The 18,006-nt window shown below is 61.6% G+C and carries 18 protein-coding genes and 1 pseudogene; 14 read left to right on the forward strand and 5 right to left on the reverse strand.

Translation table 11 applies throughout. The annotated features are described in order from the left end of the window. Positions 1–94 precede the first annotated feature (94 nt). The 11 genes and pseudogenes from SA496_RS13645 (at position 95) to SA496_RS13695 (ending at position 10,638) form a co-directional block, all read left to right on the forward strand. Positions 95–1,405 (forward strand): epoxide hydrolase family protein, encoded by a 1,311-nt coding sequence (locus SA496_RS13645; protein WP_442965084.1) that lies wholly within the window; start codon positions 95–97, stop codon positions 1,403–1,405. Between the two features lie 100 nt (positions 1,406–1,505). Further along, entirely contained in the window at positions 1,506–2,420 is a 915-nt protein-coding gene (locus SA496_RS13650) for a LysR family transcriptional regulator (protein WP_120650691.1), read from the forward strand. A 4-nt stretch (positions 2,421–2,424) separates the two neighbouring features. Further along, positions 2,425–3,318, forward strand: coding sequence for a LysR family transcriptional regulator (locus tag SA496_RS13655; protein ID WP_178123585.1), 894 nt, complete (start codon positions 2,425–2,427; stop codon positions 3,316–3,318). A 157-nt stretch (positions 3,319–3,475) separates the two neighbouring features. Continuing rightward, on the forward strand, positions 3,476–4,099 hold the full coding sequence (locus SA496_RS13660; RefSeq protein WP_330115569.1) for a glutathione S-transferase: 624 nt from the start codon (positions 3,476–3,478) through the stop codon (positions 4,097–4,099). A 51-nt stretch (positions 4,100–4,150) separates the two neighbouring features. Further along, entirely contained in the window at positions 4,151–6,211 is a 2,061-nt protein-coding gene (locus SA496_RS13665) for a pyridoxamine 5'-phosphate oxidase family protein (protein WP_330115570.1), read from the forward strand. A gap of 46 nt (positions 6,212–6,257) precedes the next feature. Then, positions 6,258–6,399: pseudogene (locus SA496_RS13670) on the forward strand (hypothetical protein); the annotation flags it as partial. Between the two features lie 125 nt (positions 6,400–6,524). Next, a complete protein-coding gene (locus SA496_RS13675; RefSeq protein WP_371924330.1) occupies positions 6,525–7,466 on the forward strand; it encodes a chromate resistance protein ChrB domain-containing protein in 942 nt (313 codons plus the stop codon). Then, positions 7,459–8,823, forward strand: coding sequence for a chromate efflux transporter (chrA, locus tag SA496_RS13680; protein WP_120650679.1), 1,365 nt, complete (start codon positions 7,459–7,461; stop codon positions 8,821–8,823). Before SA496_RS13675 ends, chrA begins: the two co-directional genes overlap by 8 nt. A 37-nt stretch (positions 8,824–8,860) precedes the next feature. Next, positions 8,861–9,154 carry a rhodanese-like domain-containing protein gene (locus SA496_RS13685; RefSeq protein WP_330115643.1) on the forward strand — a complete coding sequence of 98 codons (294 nt, stop codon included), beginning with the start codon at positions 8,861–8,863 and terminating at the stop codon, positions 9,152–9,154. A 41-nt stretch (positions 9,155–9,195) separates the two neighbouring features. Then, positions 9,196–9,378 carry a chromate resistance protein ChrB domain-containing protein gene (locus SA496_RS13690; protein WP_256661014.1) on the forward strand — a complete coding sequence of 61 codons (183 nt, stop codon included), beginning with the start codon at positions 9,196–9,198 and terminating at the stop codon, positions 9,376–9,378. 732 nt (positions 9,379–10,110) lie between these two features. Next, positions 10,111–10,638 (forward strand): DUF1003 domain-containing protein, encoded by a 528-nt coding sequence (locus tag SA496_RS13695; RefSeq protein WP_120650675.1) that lies wholly within the window; start codon positions 10,111–10,113, stop codon positions 10,636–10,638. Positions 10,639–10,663: 25 nt separating this feature from the next. Here the strand turns inward: SA496_RS13695 and SA496_RS13700 are convergent, their stop codons facing one another. Further along, a complete protein-coding gene (locus tag SA496_RS13700; RefSeq protein WP_120650673.1) occupies positions 10,664–10,939 on the reverse strand; it encodes a hypothetical protein in 276 nt (91 codons plus the stop codon). 416 nt (positions 10,940–11,355) lie between these two features. On the opposite strand from SA496_RS13700, the gene SA496_RS13705 reads away from it, so the two are divergent. Together SA496_RS13705 and SA496_RS13710 are read left to right on the forward strand one after the other, a co-directional pair. Then, the gene (locus SA496_RS13705) at positions 11,356–11,727 is read left to right on the forward strand and encodes a hypothetical protein (RefSeq protein WP_280359595.1); all 372 of its coding nucleotides are present in this window, start codon (positions 11,356–11,358) and stop codon (positions 11,725–11,727) included. A gap of 11 nt (positions 11,728–11,738) precedes the next feature. Beyond that, positions 11,739–11,960, forward strand: a complete 222-nt coding sequence (locus SA496_RS13710) for a YMGG-like glycine zipper-containing protein (RefSeq protein ID WP_120650669.1) — start codon at positions 11,739–11,741, stop codon at positions 11,958–11,960. Positions 11,961–12,018: 58 nt separating this feature from the next. Here SA496_RS13710 and SA496_RS13715 read toward each other — a convergent pair whose 3' ends face one another. Both SA496_RS13715 and SA496_RS13720 read right to left on the reverse strand, forming a co-directional pair. After that, the gene (locus tag SA496_RS13715) at positions 12,019–12,762 is read right to left on the reverse strand and encodes a class I SAM-dependent DNA methyltransferase (protein WP_120650667.1); all 744 of its coding nucleotides are present in this window, start codon (positions 12,760–12,762) and stop codon (positions 12,019–12,021) included. Between the two features lie 194 nt (positions 12,763–12,956). Next, a complete protein-coding gene (locus SA496_RS13720; RefSeq protein WP_330115571.1) occupies positions 12,957–13,829 on the reverse strand; it encodes a LysR family transcriptional regulator in 873 nt (290 codons plus the stop codon). A 235-nt stretch (positions 13,830–14,064) separates the two neighbouring features. On the opposite strand from SA496_RS13720, the gene SA496_RS13725 reads away from it, so the two are divergent. Further along, the gene (locus SA496_RS13725) at positions 14,065–15,018 is read left to right on the forward strand and encodes a DMT family transporter (RefSeq protein ID WP_280359602.1); all 954 of its coding nucleotides are present in this window, start codon (positions 14,065–14,067) and stop codon (positions 15,016–15,018) included. Between the two features lie 919 nt (positions 15,019–15,937). Here the strand turns inward: SA496_RS13725 and SA496_RS13730 are convergent. After that, the gene (locus tag SA496_RS13730; protein ID WP_330115572.1) at positions 15,938–16,627 is read right to left on the reverse strand and encodes a GNAT family N-acetyltransferase; all 690 of its coding nucleotides are present in this window, start codon (positions 16,625–16,627) and stop codon (positions 15,938–15,940) included. A 348-nt stretch (positions 16,628–16,975) separates the two neighbouring features. Then, positions 16,976–17,884 carry a LysR family transcriptional regulator gene (locus SA496_RS13735; RefSeq protein ID WP_120650659.1) on the reverse strand — a complete coding sequence of 303 codons (909 nt, stop codon included), beginning with the start codon at positions 17,882–17,884 and terminating at the stop codon, positions 16,976–16,978. Positions 17,885–18,006 lie beyond the last annotated feature (122 nt).

Genomic DNA, 18,006 nt, shown 5'->3' on the forward strand with positions numbered 1-18,006 from the left:
GTGCCGATTGGTGCTCGTTCCTCGTGCTTGGCTGTGATCTCGACGTAAGCGCCTGCCGGTGACCTCGATCCTGCATCTGGTAGGAATCACGACCATGGCCATCCAGCAACTGATCAAAACCACCGCCCTGTCCCGTCGTTCCCTGATGTTGAAAGGCGCCGCACTGACGGCCCTCACGATGTTCCGGCCAATGGCGGCGTTTTCTCAGTCCGCCGAGAAGCCGCTTGCGGCTGACGCGCTGCGCCCCTTCCGCGCCAATGTTCCGCAGTCGGCGCTGCAGGACCTTCACCGCCGCCTTGCCGCAACCCGCTGGCCTGATCGGGAAACCGTCGACGACCGTTCCCAGGGGGTGCCACTCGCCAAGCTGCAAGCGCTGGTGCGCTACTGGTACGGCAGCTACGACTGGCGCAAGGCCGAAGCCAAACTCAACGCCTTTCCCCAGTTTCTGACCAGCATCGACGGCCTGGACATCCACTTCATTCACGTCCGCTCCCGCCATGCGGACGCGTTGCCGCTGATCATGACCCACGGCTGGCCCGGCTCCGTCTTCGAGTTGCTGAAAGTCATAGGCCCGCTGACCGATCCCACGGCACATGGTGGCGCGGCCAAGGATGCCTTTCACCTCGTGCTGCCCTCCATTCCCGGCTTCGGCTTTTCCGGCAAGCCCACCAGCACGGGCTGGAACCCCGATCGCATCGCGCGCGCCTGGGATGCGCTGATGAAACGACTCGGCTACAGCCGCTACGTGTCACAGGGTGGCGACTGGGGCGCCATCATTTCGGACGCCATGGGGCGCCAGGCCCCCGCTGGCCTGCTTGGCATCCACGTCAATCGGGTGGAGCGTGCGACCACCCTTCCACCCGAGGTGGCCAAGGCGCTGAAGTGCGGCGACCCTGCTCCGGCGAATCTGAATGCAGAAGAACGGGAAGTGTTCGATACGGCCAGGGAGTTCCTCGGCAAGGGATTCGGCTTCGCTGCCATCATGGGAACCCGGCCGCAGACCCTCGGTTACGGCCTGGCCGATTCACCGGCGGGACTGGCGGCCTGGTTCTACGACAAGTACGGCGAATGGGTGTTCAGCCGTGGCGAGCCGGAACGTGCCTTCACCCGCGACGAAATGCTCGACAACATCTCCCTCTACTGGCTGACCAACACGGCAACCTCGAGCGCACGCATCTACTGGGAGAACGCTGCTAACGCCCCCTCCATGGCTCCGATCAACATTCCCGCCGCGGTGACCATTTTCCCCGGCGAGGTGTACAAACCGCCGAAGAGCTGGGCCGAGCGGGCCTACCACAACCTCGTCTACTACCAGCGCGTCGACAAGGGCGGGCATTTCGCTGCCTGGGAAGAACCGGATCTATTCAGCCGCGAGGTGCGTGCCGCTTTCAGTTCCCTGCGCTGACTGCATCAGCCAAATGCCTGCTTCGCGATGATTTCAGCACTGCAGCCAATCGTCGCCATGCATACTTCCTCGTCAGGTTGCAGGCACGAAGCGGTGAAGCATGGACAGGTTCCAGGAAATGAAAGTGCTGGTGGTGGTGGCGGAAGCGGGAAGTTTCGCGGCGGGCGCGAAGCAGTTGGGTCTCTCGCCGCCCAGCGTGACCCGTGCGATCGCGGCGCTGGAGGCGCGGCTCGGCACTTTGCTGCTGGCGCGCAGTACGCGCAGCGTCCGGCTGACCGAGGCCGGCCGGCGCTACGTGGAAGACTGCCGGCGCATCCTGCTGGAGCTGGAGGAAGCGGAGGAGTTGGCCTCCGGCAGCGCTCTGCGCCCACGCGGCAATCTCACCGTGACCGCCCCCGTGATCTTCGGCGAGCTGTACATGGTGCCGTTGATTGCCGATTACCTCGCCGCCCATGCCGAGGTGACGATCAACGCCATGCTGGTGGATCGGGTGGTGAACATGATCGACGAAGGTGTGGACGTCGCCCTGCGCATCGGCCAGCTACCCGAGGGCGACCTGACCGCGCTGAAGGTCGGTGAAGTCCGCCAAGTGATCTGTGCTGCTCCGGCCTTCCTCGAATCGGCTGGAAGGCCCGCGACACCTGCCGATCTGCTCGGCGCGCCGGTGGTGATGTCCTCGGCCAGCTCACTGCTGACCGACTGGCAGTTCATCGGACCTGAAGGGCCCATTACCCAGCGCCCCCAGGCACGCTTCGTGGTCAGTTCGAATAATGCGGCGATCCACGCCGCACGCAGGGGCTGGGGCTATACCCGGGTGCTGTCCTATCAGGTTGCCGAAGCCGTCGCCCGAGGCGAGCTGGAAATCGTCCTCGAGCAGTACAGCATCCCGCCGCTCCCCATTCACCTGCTGCATCAGGGCGGCACGCGGGTATCCGCCAAGGTCCGCACCTTCGTCGACCACTGCTTCGAGCGCCTGCGCAACGATCCGGCGCTGCAGGCCATTGCGGCGGAGTAGTGCCTTGGGCCGTTACCGGGAAATGGAAGTGTTCGACGCCGTGGCGCGGGCCGGTAGCCTTGCCGCCGGGGCCCGGCTGCTCGGCCTGTCCACGGCGACCGTGATGCGCATGGTCACCGCGCTTGAGACGCGCCTGCAGACCACGCTGCTGCTGCGGGGGCCGCGCGGCATCGGTTTGAGCGTCACCGGGGAAGCCTTCGCCACGAGCAGTCGGCAGCTCCTGCAGGAGATCGCCGAAGCGGAGAGTTCGGTGACTGGCCTGCACGCGCACCCGGCCGGGCAGTTGACCATTTCGGTGCCGCTGCTGATGACCCACCAGGTTTTCGCGCCCATCGCCCTCGATTACCTGGCAGCCTTCCCGGACGTGCGACTGATCGCGCAGACCCACGAAGACGTGCCCCATTTGTTGGAGGACGGTATCGATGTCGCTCTGGTAATCGGCCACCTGCCCGATTCCTCGGACTTTGCCTTGCCGGTGGGAATGGTGAACCCCATCGTCTGCGCGGCACCGGACTACCTGGCTCGCCAGGGGCGGCCGCAAACGCCCGACGATCTCAAGGCGCATCTGATCATTGCCACCGGCGCCATGAGCGAGTGGCGCTTCCTCCACCAAGGGGCGCCGCGCTCGGTACGCTTGGCCCCGCGGCTGACCTGCAGTACCCGCAACGCGGCGATCCGTGCCGCCACCCTGGGCCTGGGGCTGACGCGCTGCATGAGCCATGAGGCGCATCAGGAGTTGCAGGAAGGCCGGCTTGAAGCGGTGCTGGAAGACTTCGCGGCGCCCGGCCTGCCGGTAGGACTGATCTACCGCGAGGGCCGCCGCGCCGCTGCGCGGGTCAGGACCTTCCTCGACTTCGCGGTGCCCCGCCTGCGCGCCCATCCGGCCCTGCGCGGCTGAGCCTTGGCGCCATTCTTTCGGATTCTGAAATGCTGGATTGTCCTGACTGGTGATTCTGCTGCTGCTCGTCACGGCGCAGGATGCATCCGTCAGCGCGAGAACCCCGACCCGGTCCGACTCGGCGCTGCCTCCCCCCACCCGATTCGGAGTCGCTGCCATGTCCCGCCCCATCAAACTCTTCCGCCACCCGCTGTCCGGCCACGCGCACCGCGTCGAGCTACTGCTCTCGCTTCTGGAGCTGCCTACCGAGCTGGTCTTCGTCGACCTCGCCAAGGGTGCCCACAAGCACCCCGAATTCCTCGCCCTCAACAGCTTCGGCCAGGTGCCGGTCATCGACGATAACGGCACCATCGTCAGCGACTCCAACGCCATCCTCGTCTACCTGGCGAAGAAGTACGGCAACAACTGGCTGCCTGAAGACCCGCAGGGAGCGGCACGCGTGCAGCGCTGGCTGTCGGTAGCCGCCGGCCTGGTTGCCTTCGGCCCGGCAGCAGCGCGGTTGAACACGGTGTTCGGCGCCAACTTCAACACCGAGGAAGTCCTCACCCGCGCCCACACACTGTTCCAGGTGATGGACAGCGAGCTGGCGAAGTCCCCCTTCCTCGCTGGCGATGCCGCGACCATCGCCGATGTTTCGAACTACGCCTACATCGCACACGCGCCGGAAGGCAACGTGTCGCTGCAGGACTACCCGAACCTGCGTGCCTGGCTGGCCCGGATCGAGGCGCTCCCCGGTTTCGTCCCCATGCAGCGCACCGCCGCGGGCTTGCAAGCCGGTTGAATCAGCCGTCCGCTGCCGGGAATCCGGCAGCCTTCCAACGAGGTGTCTGCCATGGACCATCTTCCCAAGCACCGCCACTCACCCTGGCATGCCGGTGAAAAGGCGCTCCAGGAACGCGTCGGTGTCTCCGAGCGCATGGAAGTCTTCGGTCAGCGGGTAATCCGCGACTACATGCCCGATCAGCACCGCGACTTCTATCACCAGCTGCCGTTCATGGTCGCCGGCGCGGTGGATGACCAGGGACGCCCCTGGGCGACGCTGCTCGAAGGGCCAGAAGGCTTCGTCACCTCGCCCGATCCCCGGCGTCTGGTGCTGGCCACCAAACCAGACGGCCAGGACCCAGCCGCCAGCGGCCTGCAAGCCGGCGGCGCCATCGGCATGCTGGGCATCGAGCTGCACACACGTCGGCGCAACCGCATCAACGGCATCCTGCAGCGAGTCGAAGCGGACCATTTGGAGGTCGCCGTCGAACACTCCTTCGGCAACTGCCCGCAGTACATCCAGCAGCGCGCCTATACCCGCGACGAACAACGGAACGGCGAGCGCAACCCGCGCCAGGACTTCCTGGCGCTGAACGAGACGCTGGCGGACATGATCCGCAAGGCCGACACCTTCTTCGTTGCCAGCTACGTCGAACACGAGGACGGGCAACGCTCGGTGGATGTTTCCCATCGCGGCGGTCGGCCCGGCTTCGTCAAGGTCACGGGCAATCGCCTGACCATCCCGGACTACGCCGGCAACCTGCACTTCAACACCCTGGGCAACCTGCAGCTCAACCCGATCGCCGGATTACTTTTCGTCGACTTCGCCAGCGGCGACGTGCTGCAACTGTCCGGGACCACGGAACTGATATTCGACAACCCGATGATCGCCGCCTTCGAGGGCGCCGAGCGTCTCTGGAACTTCGACGTGCAGAAGGCCGTGCTACGGCCGCACGCCTTGTCGATCCGTTGGGATTTCCAGGAGTACGCGCCAACCAGCCTGATGACCGGCACATGGGCCGAGACCGACGAAAAGCTGCGCCAGCGCGAACAGCGCCAGCAGTGGCAGGAATGGCAAGTGGCTCGCCTGGAACAGGAGAGCCAGGACATCCGCTCCTTCTACCTCCAGCCCCCAGACGGTGCGACGGTGAGCTTCACACCGGGTCAACATCTGCCGCTGCGCATTCCCGCGGGTAACGGCGAAGACGTACTGATCCGCACCTACAGCCTCTCCAGCGCGCCGTCGGACGGCCACCTGCGCATCAGCGTCAAGGCACAAGGGAGGGCCTCACGCCACCTGCACGAACAGCTCCAGGTCGGCGACCGGCTGCAAGTACGCGCGCCCATGGGCAACTTCACCCTTGCCGGCGACACCGAGCGGCCCGTGGTGCTGATCGGCGCGGGCGTTGGCATTACCCCACTGCTCTCGATGCTGCGGGAACTCGTTGCGCAGAACGAATCACAGGGTCGCAACCGCCGCATCTACCTGTTCCAGTCCGCGCGGACCTTGCAGCAACTGCCCTTTCAACAGGAGATCGAGGCACTGCGCCAGCGTTGCCCTGACTTGTTGCGGGTGCGCCGTGCGCTGAGCAATCCGGGCGAGGACGCCATTCAGGGGCGCGACCATGAGCTGACCGGACGCATCGACATCGCGGAGATCAAGTCCCACCTGCCACTGGACGACTACGACTTCTACTTGTGCGGGCCGGGGAGTTTTACCCAGGCCATCTACGACGGTCTGCGCGCGCTGAACATCGCCGATGGGCGCATCCACGCCGAAACCTTCGGCCCCTCGACGCTGCGACGCAATGACGACGCGCAACCGCCAAAGCCCGCCCAGCCGCCGGCGGCGACATCACCGGTGCCGGTGTACTTCTCCGCCTCGGCCAAGGAAGCCCGCTGGAAACCGGATAGCGGCAGCCTGCTGGAACTGGCGGAAAGCCGTGGGCTGTCTCCCGACTTCAGCTGCCGCGGCGGCTCATGCGGCACCTGCCGCACACGAGTGCTCAGCGGGCAGGTGCACTATCCCAACCCCCCGGCAGAAATGCCGGAAGCGGGCACGGCGCTCATCTGCTGCGCCGTGCCCGCGGAAGATGAAAGCGGCGTACAGCCACTGGTCCTGGATATCTGACGAGGAACGCAGGCATGACCACAGTGCAGAGAGTTCACGAGTAGGCCTGTTCTGCGACGAGATCGAAGTGCGCATGGTCGGTGTCAACGTGCCGCTGCCGATACCGATGGCCTACCACAGCTTCGGCGGCTGGAAGCGCGCCATGTTCGGCGAACTGCACGCCTGCGGTCCGGACGGCGTGCAGCGGGTAGTCCGGCTCGCCAATATCCAATCGCCCCAAAAGCCGAGGTCGCTTGGACAGGCGGATCTTCTTTTATACGACAGCAAGTACTAATGTAATGTATCAGACATATTTTGTTAGATACTCTACATCATGCGCTGGATATCCCTTGTTCTCGCCCTCCCTACTGCCAACGCCACCGCGCGCATGCGCGCCTGGCGGGCGCTGAAAGCCTGCGGCGCCGCAGTGCTGCGGGACGGGGTGTATCTGCTCCCTGACAGCGACGCCTGCCGCGAAGCCCTCGCCGACATCGAGCGCGACATCCTTTCGATCAATGGCACCGCCTACCTGCTCCCCATCCAGGACCCGCAGGGTGAGCGCTTCATTCCGCTTTTCGACCGCAGCGAGGACTACGCAAGCCTGCGCGCCGAGGTCGACGCATGCCGTGGCCAGCTGACGACCGAGAATGCGCTGGGCTCTACCAAGCAAATCCGCAAGCTGCGCAAGGCCTTCGCCCAGTTGATCGCCATCGACTATTTCCCTGGCCAGCCCCGCCAGGACGTCGATACGGCTCTGCAAGAGCTGGAAACCGCCGTCAGCCGTGCCCTGTCGGCAGACGAGCCATGCAGCCATGACCAGCCCATTCCAGTGCTCAGGCAACAGGATTACCAGGGCCGTAGCTGGGCGACCCGCAAGCGCCCTTGGGTCGACCGCTTGGCCAGCGCCTGGCTGATCCGCCGCTTCATCGATCACGACGCACGCATCCTCTGGCTAGACTCTCCCCAAGATTGCCCGGTGGATGCGCTCGGATTCGATTTCGACGGTGCCACCTTCAGCCACGTCGGCAACCGCGTCACCTTCGAGACCCTGCAAGCCAGCTTCGAGCTGAATGCATTTTCCCTGGAACGGGTCGCTGCCCTGGTGCACTACCTGGATGTAGGGGGCGTTCAGCCGGTGGAAGCAGCTGGCATCGAACGCGTTCTGGCCGGCCTGCGGGAAAGCATCCTTGATGACGATCAGCTGCTGGCCGCCGCCAGCGCCATCTTCGATGGCCTGCTGACCGCCTTTGCGAATGAAGAGAAAAACGATGAGTGAGCACACCATGCGTACCGCCGGGCAGACACAAACCGGAACCGCCCCCGTGGGGCTGTTCCAGGCCTTCCTGTTCTGGCTGAAGCTGGGTTTCATCAGTTTCGGCGGACCCGCCGGGCAGATTTCCATCATGCACCAGGAGCTCGTGGAGCGGCGGCGCTGGATCAGCGAGCGACGCTTCCTCCACGCCCTGAACTACTGCATGTTGCTGCCCGGGCCGGAGGCCCAGCAGCTTGCGACCTACATCGGTTGGCTGATGCACCGGACCTGGGGAGGCGTCATTGCCGGCGCGCTCTTCGTATTACCCTCGTTGTTCATCCTGATCGCCCTGTCCTGGGTCTACATCGCCTTCGGCGAAGTGCCGGTGGTCGCCGGTCTGTTTTACGGCATCAAGCCGGCAGTCACCGCCATCGTGGTCCAGGCCGCCCACCGCATCGGATCGCGCGCCCTGAAGAACAACTGGTTGTGGGGCATCGCCGCCGCCTCATTCATGGCCATCTTCGCGCTGAATGTCCCCTTCCCCTTGATCGTGTTGGGAGCTGCCCTGATCGGTTACATCGGTGGTCGTCTCGCCCCGGACAGGTTCGCTCTCGGTGGCGGCCATGGCGCAGCGAAGACCACCTACGGCCCGGCGCTGATCGATGACGACACGCCTACACCCGAGCATGCGCGCTTTCGCTGGTCACGCCTGTTGCTCCTGGTAGCCGTGGGCGCCCTACTCTGGGTGCTGCCGATGGGCCTGCTCACTGCGCTGTTCGGTTGGCAGGGCACCCTGACCCAGATGGGCTGGTTCTTCACCAAGGCCGCGCTGCTCACCTTCGGCGGTGCCTATGCCGTGTTGCCCTACGTGTACCAGGGCGCGGTGGGCCACTACGGCTGGCTGACACCGACTCAGATGATCGACGGCCTGGCCCTGGGGGAAACCACACCGGGGCCGCTGATCATGGTCGTCGCCTTCGTCGGTTTCATCGGCGGCTATGTGCACCCCATGTTCGGCGCCGAACAAGCCTTCCTCGCCGGCACCGTAGCCGCCACCCTGGTTACCTGGTTTACCTTCCTGCCGTCGTTTTTGTTCATTCTCGTCGGCGGACCGCTAGTGGAATCCACCCATGGCGAGCTGAAGTTCACCGCTCCGCTCACCGGGATCACCGCTGCGGTAGTGGGGGTGATCCTCAACCTGGCCCTCTTCTTCGGCTACCACGTGCTCTGGCCCCAAGGCTTCGACGGCCGCTTCGATTGGCCGTCGGCGCTGATCGCCGTGGCAGCAGCGATCGCCCTGTTCCGATACAAGCGGGGCGTCATTCAGGTGTTGCTGGCCTGCGCACTCGTAGGGCTGGTGGTGCATCTGTTGCGTACCTGAGAGGTGTGCGATGAGTCGGATCACGAGTTGTGAATTGATGGAGTGGCAAGCGGCAGGACGCAATTTCACGCTGCTGGATGTGCGCCGCGCAGGTATCCGCGCGGCAGATGCGGCGGCCATCCCCGGCTCGCGGTGGCTGGAGCCTGAGTCGGTGTTCGCCTGGAAGGACTCGGTGCCACGGGACAGGCCCGTGGTGCTCTATTGCGCCCATGGCCACGAAATCAGCCAGGGTATCGCCGCGACCTTGGAAGCCATGGGGCTCGACGCCCGCTACCTGATCGATGGTTTCACCGGCTGGCGCGACGCCGGTCAGCCCACCCAGAGCCTGTAGACACAGGCAAGAGGTGCTGCATGATCAGCCACGATGATTAGCTGTGCAGCTTCGATGCCTTCCTGAAAAAGTACGAACTGAATGACCCCGCTCTTGGCCAATTGGCCGCAATAGTGCGCGGTGCCGACACCTCGCGGCTCGATCTGACCCTGCCGTCATCGGGCCTGTACGCCATCTCATTGGGCCTGTCGCACACACGGGATGCTGGAGCACGGCAAACCTGAGCCCGGACGCTCAGTGAAAGGCCGAAAGGCAACTTGGAGTGGCTTGCAACCCCTTCAAAAGCTGGAACATCTGGCCGACTGGCTGCCGCAGAACCGCCTTCTTTCAACAGAATCTGCCGGAAGCAGTCGGTCGCTATCGACCAAAAGTGATCATTCGGCCCTGGTAGGTGGAAGGCTATGTTTCGGGCAATCTCCAAGGCAGTGGCTGGCAAGCCACCGTCTAGGCCACATCCATCACATGGGTTTGCTTCGAAACTCTTGACGGTCGCCCCAGCGGAAAGGTTGAACGAGGCTGATTCCCTGTACCTCAAACGGTTGAGGCCAATCTGGGCCTCACGTGAGGTGATGTATGACTCAGAGTCAGAACCAGAACTATCCGGGCAATCAAAACCCGAACGCCCCCCAGGACCCGCTTGATCCCCAGCGCGATGACCGGCCTGATGATTGGGTAGACCCCAGCGATCCTGGCGTAGAGCGGCCCGTCAAACCCGACGAACACAATCCCCGCATAATCCCCGAATAACCATCGGCCAACACACCACCCGGGACCCGGCCATGTGCCGGGTTCCCTTCTACCCCAGCTCCCATCGTTCCACCTTGGAAAAAGTGCCAAGGCCCGGCTCGACTCCCTCTACGTCCCACGGATTAAGCCGTGTCGGCTCCATCTCCGATCAAGCACATAAACTCATGGAAGGTTGTTGCACTGGTTCCAGTCTCGAGCAGGAGTGTTCAATGAAAACGTCACCCTCTAACACCGCGCCCCTAGCTGAAACTGATCACCTGCGTTTCCATCGCCCGCACGAACATCTTGCTCCAACATTTGGCAACGACCAGTTCGCCCTCAAAGCCGAAGCCTTTGCCCGGTTCTTTGGTACGCCGCTATTTCTGGGGGCGCAAACATTGGTTGTCATGGCGTGGATAGGTGTAAACGTCGCCGGCCTGGCGCACTTCGACATCTATCCGTTCATCCTGCTCAACCTGGCCTTCAGTCTCCAGGCAGCGTATGCCGCGCCCCTGATTCTGCTTGCACAAACACGTCAGGCCGCTCGAGACAAAGCGCATGCCGAAGCGGATGCAAAACATCGGGAGGCACTTGCAGTCACCAATGAACGGCACCACGCAAATGCGGCAAAAACCAGCGCTCAGTTGCTGGAACTGCTGGAGCAAAACACTCAGCTCACAGCGCTTACCAAAGAGTTGACGGTGCGTATCGAACTGCTGACCGCCGAAGTACATGCACATCTCATCAAAGTCGTTTGATTGGAAGGCGATGATCGAGCCTGTGCTACTGCGCACTGGCGGCCTGATCTGCCAGCAATTCAGTGCCCCCCCCGCTCGCGGCATTGACCTCGACCAGAATCTGCTCGGCGGTTTCTGTCAGCGTCTCCTTCCTAATCAACGATTGCATGGCGATTCCGGTGATCCACCAGCTTTCCTTCGTTGCGGGCTTTTCAATCGCGACAGCCACGATGCCGTCCGCCCCATATGAACACTTGACGACATGTTCAGGAAGAATTGCAGCGAGCTTCCCCTCCAGTCGGTTCTCCAGCTTGCTTCTCATCGCTTTCTCCAGTGCAGTGCTGGTCAGTCCCTGGCCATGGATAGAGTTCTGGATAAAGCCCTTTGGGAACCCAGCATTCGGTGCGGTAACGCACTATCGGTGCGGAAATACCATCCCAACCTGTCACGACTGAACGGCTCATAGCTGCTCCGGTAATCCAGCGATTGTCTGGATCCTGCAAACAGGGATGGCCGGGATTGCCCGGCTATCCGGCAAAGGCGCCCTCTTGGCCTTGAGTGAAATCGCGATTCACCGGCCATCCAACGGGCGGGTCAAGTGATCGTGAAGATGAAGGCTGCCGCGGTTTGCACCCCCTCCACCTACACTTACTGAGTCATCGATACGGCCTCCCTGCCAGCGATCGGGCAGGGAGGCCGGCCACGGCGTGGGGTTCAGCCTGACGAGGAGAGGAGACGATGAAGACAGTTCGGATGGGCATGCTGGCATTGGCGCTGAGCGTGACCCTGGCGACGGCGTGGGGCGCTGACAAGGTGCCCATGATTACCGGCGAGCAATGGACGCAATCATCGCCGGAGCTCAAGAAAGCCTATCTCATTGGTATTGCCAACGCGTTCGAGGTGGAGGCGGCCTACCACGCGACCAAGCCGCCGTCCGATGAACAGAGTCTGATTCCCCGTTTCGGCAGAGGCCTGAAGGGCCACACGCTCGACACCGTGCGCGATGGACTCGACCAGTGGTATGCCGCCAACCCCGACCGCGTGAAGCGGCCGGTCATCGAGACCATCTGGTTCGAGATGGTCGTGCCCGGCTTGCAGCAGAACAAGTAGCGGAGAAGAACATGAAAGGGTTCCAAGCGTTTGCCGCCGTCCTCGTCGCGGCGGGCCTGATCGGCTGCACCTCGATGAGTTCCCAGCAGCAGGGTACCTTGAGTGGTGCCGCAATCGGTGCCGCGGCCGGCGCCGGTATTGCGGCCATCGCTGGCGGTAGCGGCTGGACCGGCGCCGCAGTCGGTGCCGTCGCCGGTGGCGTGGTGGGCAACATCAGAGGCGGCAAGAAGTAGGGCTGGCCCTGAGTTGCGTAGCTGCATGGCCGACGATCAACTGATCGCTGACCGGTTCTTAGCGCTTCACGCAGACAAACAATGCATTCCCGGACTTGCCGCCCCAAGGCGTGATCCGCTCGTAGTCATGTTCGAAGACGTGGACCTCGAAGTGGGGCTGCAACTGCTGCTGCAGCTCGGTGAAACTCAGAGCGACCATGGCGTGTTCGTCCTGCCAGGCCTGGGTCTCCCCCGCCGTGGTCTTCTCGATGCTGAGGCGCAGTGCCTGCTGCTCGCCCTCGCCGCTGTAGTACCAGCCGGAACCGAAGGTGAAGCAGCTGCCCTCGTGCTCCACGGTATGGCGCACGAATGAGCGGTTATCGATCTGCCGCTTGTCCACCGTGTTGAAGCAGAACACGCCTCCATCCTCAAGCGCTGCGTGCACGCTGGCCAGGCACTCCTGCAGCTGTTTCAGCCCGGCGTTGTAGTGGATCGAGTAGAGGAAGCAAGTGATCAGATCCAGCGGCTCGCCCACTCCGAAGCTCGCCATGTCCTGTCGGCTGAACTGTGCCTCGGGGCAGCGCAGCTGGGCGATATCCAGCATTGGCTGATTGATGTCCAGGCCGGCACTGCGGTAACCGAAATCGAGGAAATGGCGCACGTGCGGCCCGGTGCCACAGGCGAGATCCAGATGCCTGCGCCCCTGATTGCCAAACAACTGGTGCAGCCGGCGTACGCAGTGGCTCTGCGCCCGGTAGTCGATGTCGGCGCACATCAGGTCGTAGTAAGCGGACAGGTCGGTGTACAGCGCGTTGGAGGACATAAGCAGCCAGAGAGGTTCGACGTAAGTTTCGGCGCAGCATGGTACCTCAGCCCCGAGCAATCCCGCCCGAAAACAGACTTCCCACACTAGCCGCTGCATGCTGTGGCCTTGCCAGACTGACGCCCTCCTCCCCAACCGCCGGCCAGGCGCCGGCAGCAGCCCGCCTTGAAGGGCCTGTCGACCTTTCGTGTCGATCAGGTCGTCGAAGCGAAACGGGCCGACAGAAACTCGATGAACACTCGAGTCCTGGCCGGAACAAAATCGCTTGCGACCCTGAGCGCATAGATCGCGGCGTCTGAGGAACGTGAAAAATCCTTTAGCAGCGGAATCAGGCGACCGGACGCTAGGTCGTCGCGCACCATGAACGCTGGCAGACGAGCTATTCCGACCCCAGCCAGACACACAGTACGAATGGCCTCGACACTGTTGCAGGAAAAACTCCCCTCCAGCCGAATCGCCCGATTGGAAGCTGAACGGAACTCCCAATCGTTGAACCGGCTTTCAAAGTTGAGCTTCAAGCACAGGTGCTCAGACAGGTCGGAGGGCCTGGCGGGCATCCCGTTCAGCTCGAGATAGGTGGGGGATGCGCAAACGACACGTTCATTCGATCCAAGTTTTTGCGCGACAAGGCTTGGGTCGGATAGCGCACCGCTTCTTATCGCCACATCGATGCGTTCGTGCCTGATGTCGACAATGGCATCCGTCAGGGTCAGATCTACTCTTATTTCCGGATAGACCCGCATGAAATCGACGACGGCTGGCACCACATGATGATGGCCGAAGGCATTTGAAGAGGTGACTTTCAACATGCCCCTTGGCGCGTCGGAATCAAGCGATACGGCAGCTTCCAAAGCCCGGATATCTTCGAGGATCGGGCGCGCTTCACGCACATACCGCCCTCCGGCTTCAGTCAGCGCCAACGTCCGAGTCGTGCGCAACAACAACTGCGTGCCAAGCCGATCCTCCAGCCGCTGAACCCGTTTGCTGATGGCCGAGTGGGTCATCCCAAGCTTGCGCGCGGCCGGCGAAAAGCCACCTGCGTCTACCACTGCGACCAGGATCAACATGTCGCTGTACCTGTCCATCCGAGTCCCCCTTTTGTTCCGCTATGGAACAGGTGCTTGGAAAATCCAATGGATTCTAATTTTTTTGTGCACACCAGAGAATCCTCTGGCGGACCGAGATCCCTATTGGTCTCGATGCGCGCCTTGTCTTCTGGTGTCGCGACTTCCGAGCTGACTTGTTCGGGAGCGAAACGAACCAGCATGCAATCAAGTTCATCCAGGATGAGTAGCGACGAAGATGAAACATGGGCTCACGACTGGCATTGCCGCAGCGACATTCGCCTCCCTGACATGGTCGATGAACTTCATCGCGCCGCTATTCATCGGCGAGTACTCGATCTTCGATCTTGCGGCCTGCAGATTCATCATTTCCGGATTGATTGGCGCAGTGATTCTGATGGCAAATTTCGAATCCTGCCGAAACCTCGGGTGGAAAGACTGGCTGGCCGCTGCAGGGCTGGGATTCATTGGATATGTGGGGTACTTCATGGCGGTCGCCATCGCCGCCACCTATGCGGGCCCTGTCATAGCGCCCGCCTTTCTGGGCCTGGTGCCCGTGGCTCTGGCCATCAGCGGAAATGTCCAAGGTGGAATCTCATGGCGATTGCTGCAGATTCCGTTTTCGCTGGCCGCTCTGGGGCTGGTCCTGGTAAATGTCCAGAACGTCGCCCAGCCTGAGGGTTTGCCATACGCCTCGTTAGCCCTCGGCGTTGGCGCTTCCATGGTTGCAGTGGCGCTATGGGTCTGGTTCGGACTCGCCAATCAACGAGCGCTATTGAAACGTCCCGGCATGAATGCCTGGCTCTGGACAGCCATGATGATGGTCGGCGGCAGCCTGCAAACCCTCGTATTCCTACCCGTGGGTGCGGGCATGGAATTGTTCAACGCCCCGATGCTGGGTTTTGGACTGAGCGCCATTGGTCACCTGTATCTCCCGGCCCTCATGCTTGCGGCGGTTGCATCGATTGGCGGCGCGTGGGCCTGGACCATAGCGTCCCAGCGCCTTCCCATAACGCTCGCCAGTCAACTGCTGTCCATGGAGATGGTTTTCGCCACGTGCCTGGGTTTGCTTTTTTCCCATCGGTGGCCCACGGCTCCGGAAGTGCTCGGAATTTCGCTGATCGTACTCGGCGTGGTGAAAGCAATCGGTGCCTTCCGCGGCAATCCCGGTAGTCCCGCTGTCGCACATTGAGTGACATTGCCGGACTCTCAGGCCACCTGCGTGCCGACGACAGGTCGATGGCAAGGGTTTCCAGAGGACTGGTAACGGCCAAAACCAGCCATTAAGCGACACAAACGAATAACCACTCCGAGTCTTTCAAATTTGCCAAACTGGCAAGTACCAATAATTGGCGACCTGAAACTCCGACACTTTTCCGACGCCGTCGCAATGCCGTTATTTATACTTCTGCGCGGCTGTTTGGATCATTGGCGTTACAACTAATGAAGTACTGGCGTACCTCTTTGTAGGCATAGTTACCGGACGGTCTGGCCAGGTTGATAAATGGTACGCGGTCGCAGCCAGTTCTCGTTCAAGCTGAAAATGCTCAATCCGACGAGCGTTGGCTGGCACGGATGTAGTCCCCCCAAAAGCCTGGGCCGTGCCGGTCTCTTTTGTTGACTGCGGAAACAAATACCCGGTTAGCCAAGCGGTCTCTCTGCCTTGAGGAACAATGCGAGTGAACCACCGATTCCACCTCGTCTTATCCGAACAGATATTCAGAACCGACTTCCAAATTACATTGCCGGTAAATTTATAACAGCCATCCAACATCAAACCTTGTTACAAATTCAACTAAACTTACGAAGCACAAAAAAGGAGGAAGTCCTGTTGTTGTGAGTTCAAAGGCAGGCAAATAAAGCGTCTCAGGGGGATATTCAATCGTTGGGAGTCTTATTGTGAACAGCGCGCATGCCGCGCGGAACTCGTTTTTTCCCACGCATATGTCTGGCAGCGGCTCGCAATCGTCGTCCTCAGGCCCTGATAGTCAAGGCACAGGAGGATTCTCCCGCTGAGCAAGATGGACGCCGACTCGCCAGGTCAGCCTTACCGAAGCCAATGACCAATAACGGACGTCCAAAGCAGAAAAAATCTTCTGCCACTTCGGCTGTCAGTGAATCGTAGGGAAGCGCTCTTTCACCAATCCCTGAGCCTGGTAGGCCATCTGGTCGAGCAGGCGGTCGCGTTTGTTCTCGGCCTCACTCATGGCCTTCTTGCCGTGTTGCTGCACCAGATACGCGTGGATCTGCCGCACTTCCTTGGATTGGAAAATCGGGGTCAGGTCCTGCACCGCCACCATGCCGTCCGAGCGGTGATCGCGGGTGTTCAGCAGCACATGTGGCCCTTGCGCTGCCAGTACCTGAAACCCCATCGACTCAAAGGTCGGCACCTTGTTCGCCACGCAGGCCAGTTCGACGTGGGGCCGATGCTTGGCCATCTGCTGCAACAAATCCCGGGCAATACCGCGTCGGCGGTGGCTGGCCTTGACGGCCATATAGGCCAGAGTGCAGGCCTCGGAATCATCCTGGCTCGGCAGGTACAGGGCAAAACCCAGCACCTGGGAGGGATCTTCATCATCCAGCGCAAGGATCAAGCGCGCCGCAGTATCCAGAGAGCTGTCCATGGCTTGCAGATACAGGTGCACCTCGTAGCCAATCACGTACTGATACAACTGATAGAGCGGATTGCTGGGCATCAGCGGCACCGGGCTGATGTCGCTGAAGTAGTCCACCACCATTTGTAGTACCTGACTCTTCAGGGATTCGGGCGGTGATGTGTCCAGGGTTACAAGGGTGAACATCTGAAGCTGGCTCCGGGCGTGCCCGATTCGGGGAATCGGCGCGGGCGCCATTGTAACGCCCGCAAGTATCGAGCGTTCCCACAGCACTCGCATGGACGTGCTCTTCCAGATTGAACGATTAAAACAGGCGCGCCTGTCCTCCCGATAACTGCCCATCATGCTGCCTGCCTCCACGCACGCTGAGCGCGTGATTTTGCCGGCGGCATGGGGCGCCAGCTACTTTTTCAACAGAATCGGCCAAAAGCGGACTTAGACTTGTTGCTCGTCCGGATTGCGCAGCAATAGCCAGCGCGCCTGCTTGATGCCCCGTCGCGTCGGGTTGCCATGCCGGAGAAGGTTGGCCGGACCTCATGAATCAAGCTGTAGAAACAGGTTGGCCTGATGAGTCAGCAGAATATCCAGGAGAGTTGCCGTCGCCGGCGACTTGTAACCCTCGGAGCGATAGCTCACCCCGATTACCCGCGTCATGGTGGTATCCGCCAATGGAATTTCCCGCAGACTGGCCTCCGCCTTCCCACCTAACAGGTGTTCACGGGCAATGAAACTGAGTAAGTCAGTACGGGCAATCAAACGTGGCATCAAGGAAATCGACGTGCTTTCCACCTGCACCATGGGTGTCGGCAGTTGTCGGCTGATGAAGGCGTTGTCAATCCACTTGCGCGCACTGGCTGAAAGAGGTGGCAGCACCCAGCGGTAACGGCACAGCTCGCGCTGGCTGATAGGCCTGCTGAAAAGCGGATGATCGCGGCGTGCCACAACCACGGCTTGGTCCTCCAGCAGAGCATGGGTTTCCAGTCCCTCTACCTTGTCGACGAAGGGGCTAATGACCAGGTCCAGATTTCCCTGCAACAACCCCTCGCGAAGCACATCGTCCATCCCAACCGTAAGTGTCAATGTCACATTGGGAGCGAGACTCAGCAGCGTTGCTGTGAGCTGCGGCAGCAGGTATTCGGCCATAGAGACTGCACAGCCCAGTCGAATATTTCCTACCAAACCATTGGCGAAGTCGCGCACCTCGCGACGCGTCTCATCAACGCTGTGGCGTAACTGACGGCTTCGCTCCAGGAGCAAATGCCCCGCCGGGGTCAGCTTGATGCGTCGGCCATCACGCTGGAACAAGCTGACTCCAAGGGATTCCTCCAGGCGTTGAATGCTCTTGGTTAAAGCAGGCTGGCTACGACACAGACGCTCCGCAGCACGGCCCAGATGGCCAAGCTCAGCAATGGTCTCGAAATAGGCAAGGTCGCGCAGATCCATAATCGATAACTCTGAATTATCGGTTCATCACAATTAGAAAATAGACTTGATGAATCAGCACCAGAATACTGCCGTTGCGCGTTGGACACACCCAGCCCCACAGCGCGTACGGAGAATCGCCT

The organism is Pseudomonas sp. JS3066 (assembly GCF_036328175.1).
Lineage (GTDB): Bacteria > Pseudomonadota > Gammaproteobacteria > Pseudomonadales > Pseudomonadaceae > Metapseudomonas.

Coding starts and splice junctions, on each gene's coding strand:
- SA496_RS13645 (WP_442965084.1), top strand. CDS start 95: ATGGCCATCCAGCAACTGATCAAAACCACCGCCCTGTCCCGTCGTTCC.
- SA496_RS13650 (WP_120650691.1), top strand. CDS start 1,506: ATGGACAGGTTCCAGGAAATGAAAGTGCTGGTGGTGGTGGCGGAAGCG.
- SA496_RS13660 (WP_330115569.1), top strand. CDS start 3,476: ATGTCCCGCCCCATCAAACTCTTCCGCCACCCGCTGTCCGGCCACGCG.
- SA496_RS13665 (WP_330115570.1), top strand. CDS start 4,151: ATGGACCATCTTCCCAAGCACCGCCACTCACCCTGGCATGCCGGTGAA.
- SA496_RS13675 (WP_371924330.1), top strand. CDS start 6,525: ATGCGCTGGATATCCCTTGTTCTCGCCCTCCCTACTGCCAACGCCACC.
- chrA (WP_120650679.1), top strand. CDS start 7,459: ATGAGTGAGCACACCATGCGTACCGCCGGGCAGACACAAACCGGAACC.
- SA496_RS13685 (WP_330115643.1), top strand. CDS start 8,861: ATGGAGTGGCAAGCGGCAGGACGCAATTTCACGCTGCTGGATGTGCGC.
- SA496_RS13695 (WP_120650675.1), top strand. CDS start 10,111: ATGAAAACGTCACCCTCTAACACCGCGCCCCTAGCTGAAACTGATCAC.
- SA496_RS13700 (WP_120650673.1), bottom strand. CDS start 10,939: ATGAGAAGCAAGCTGGAGAACCGACTGGAGGGGAAGCTCGCTGCAATT.
- SA496_RS13705 (WP_280359595.1), top strand. CDS start 11,356: ATGAAGACAGTTCGGATGGGCATGCTGGCATTGGCGCTGAGCGTGACC.
- SA496_RS13710 (WP_120650669.1), top strand. CDS start 11,739: ATGAAAGGGTTCCAAGCGTTTGCCGCCGTCCTCGTCGCGGCGGGCCTG.
- SA496_RS13715 (WP_120650667.1), bottom strand. CDS start 12,762: ATGTCCTCCAACGCGCTGTACACCGACCTGTCCGCTTACTACGACCTG.
- SA496_RS13720 (WP_330115571.1), bottom strand. CDS start 13,829: ATGTTGATCCTGGTCGCAGTGGTAGACGCAGGTGGCTTTTCGCCGGCC.
- SA496_RS13725 (WP_280359602.1), top strand. CDS start 14,065: ATGAAACATGGGCTCACGACTGGCATTGCCGCAGCGACATTCGCCTCC.
- SA496_RS13730 (WP_330115572.1), bottom strand. CDS start 16,627: ATGTTCACCCTTGTAACCCTGGACACATCACCGCCCGAATCCCTGAAG.
- SA496_RS13735 (WP_120650659.1), bottom strand. CDS start 17,884: ATGGATCTGCGCGACCTTGCCTATTTCGAGACCATTGCTGAGCTTGGC.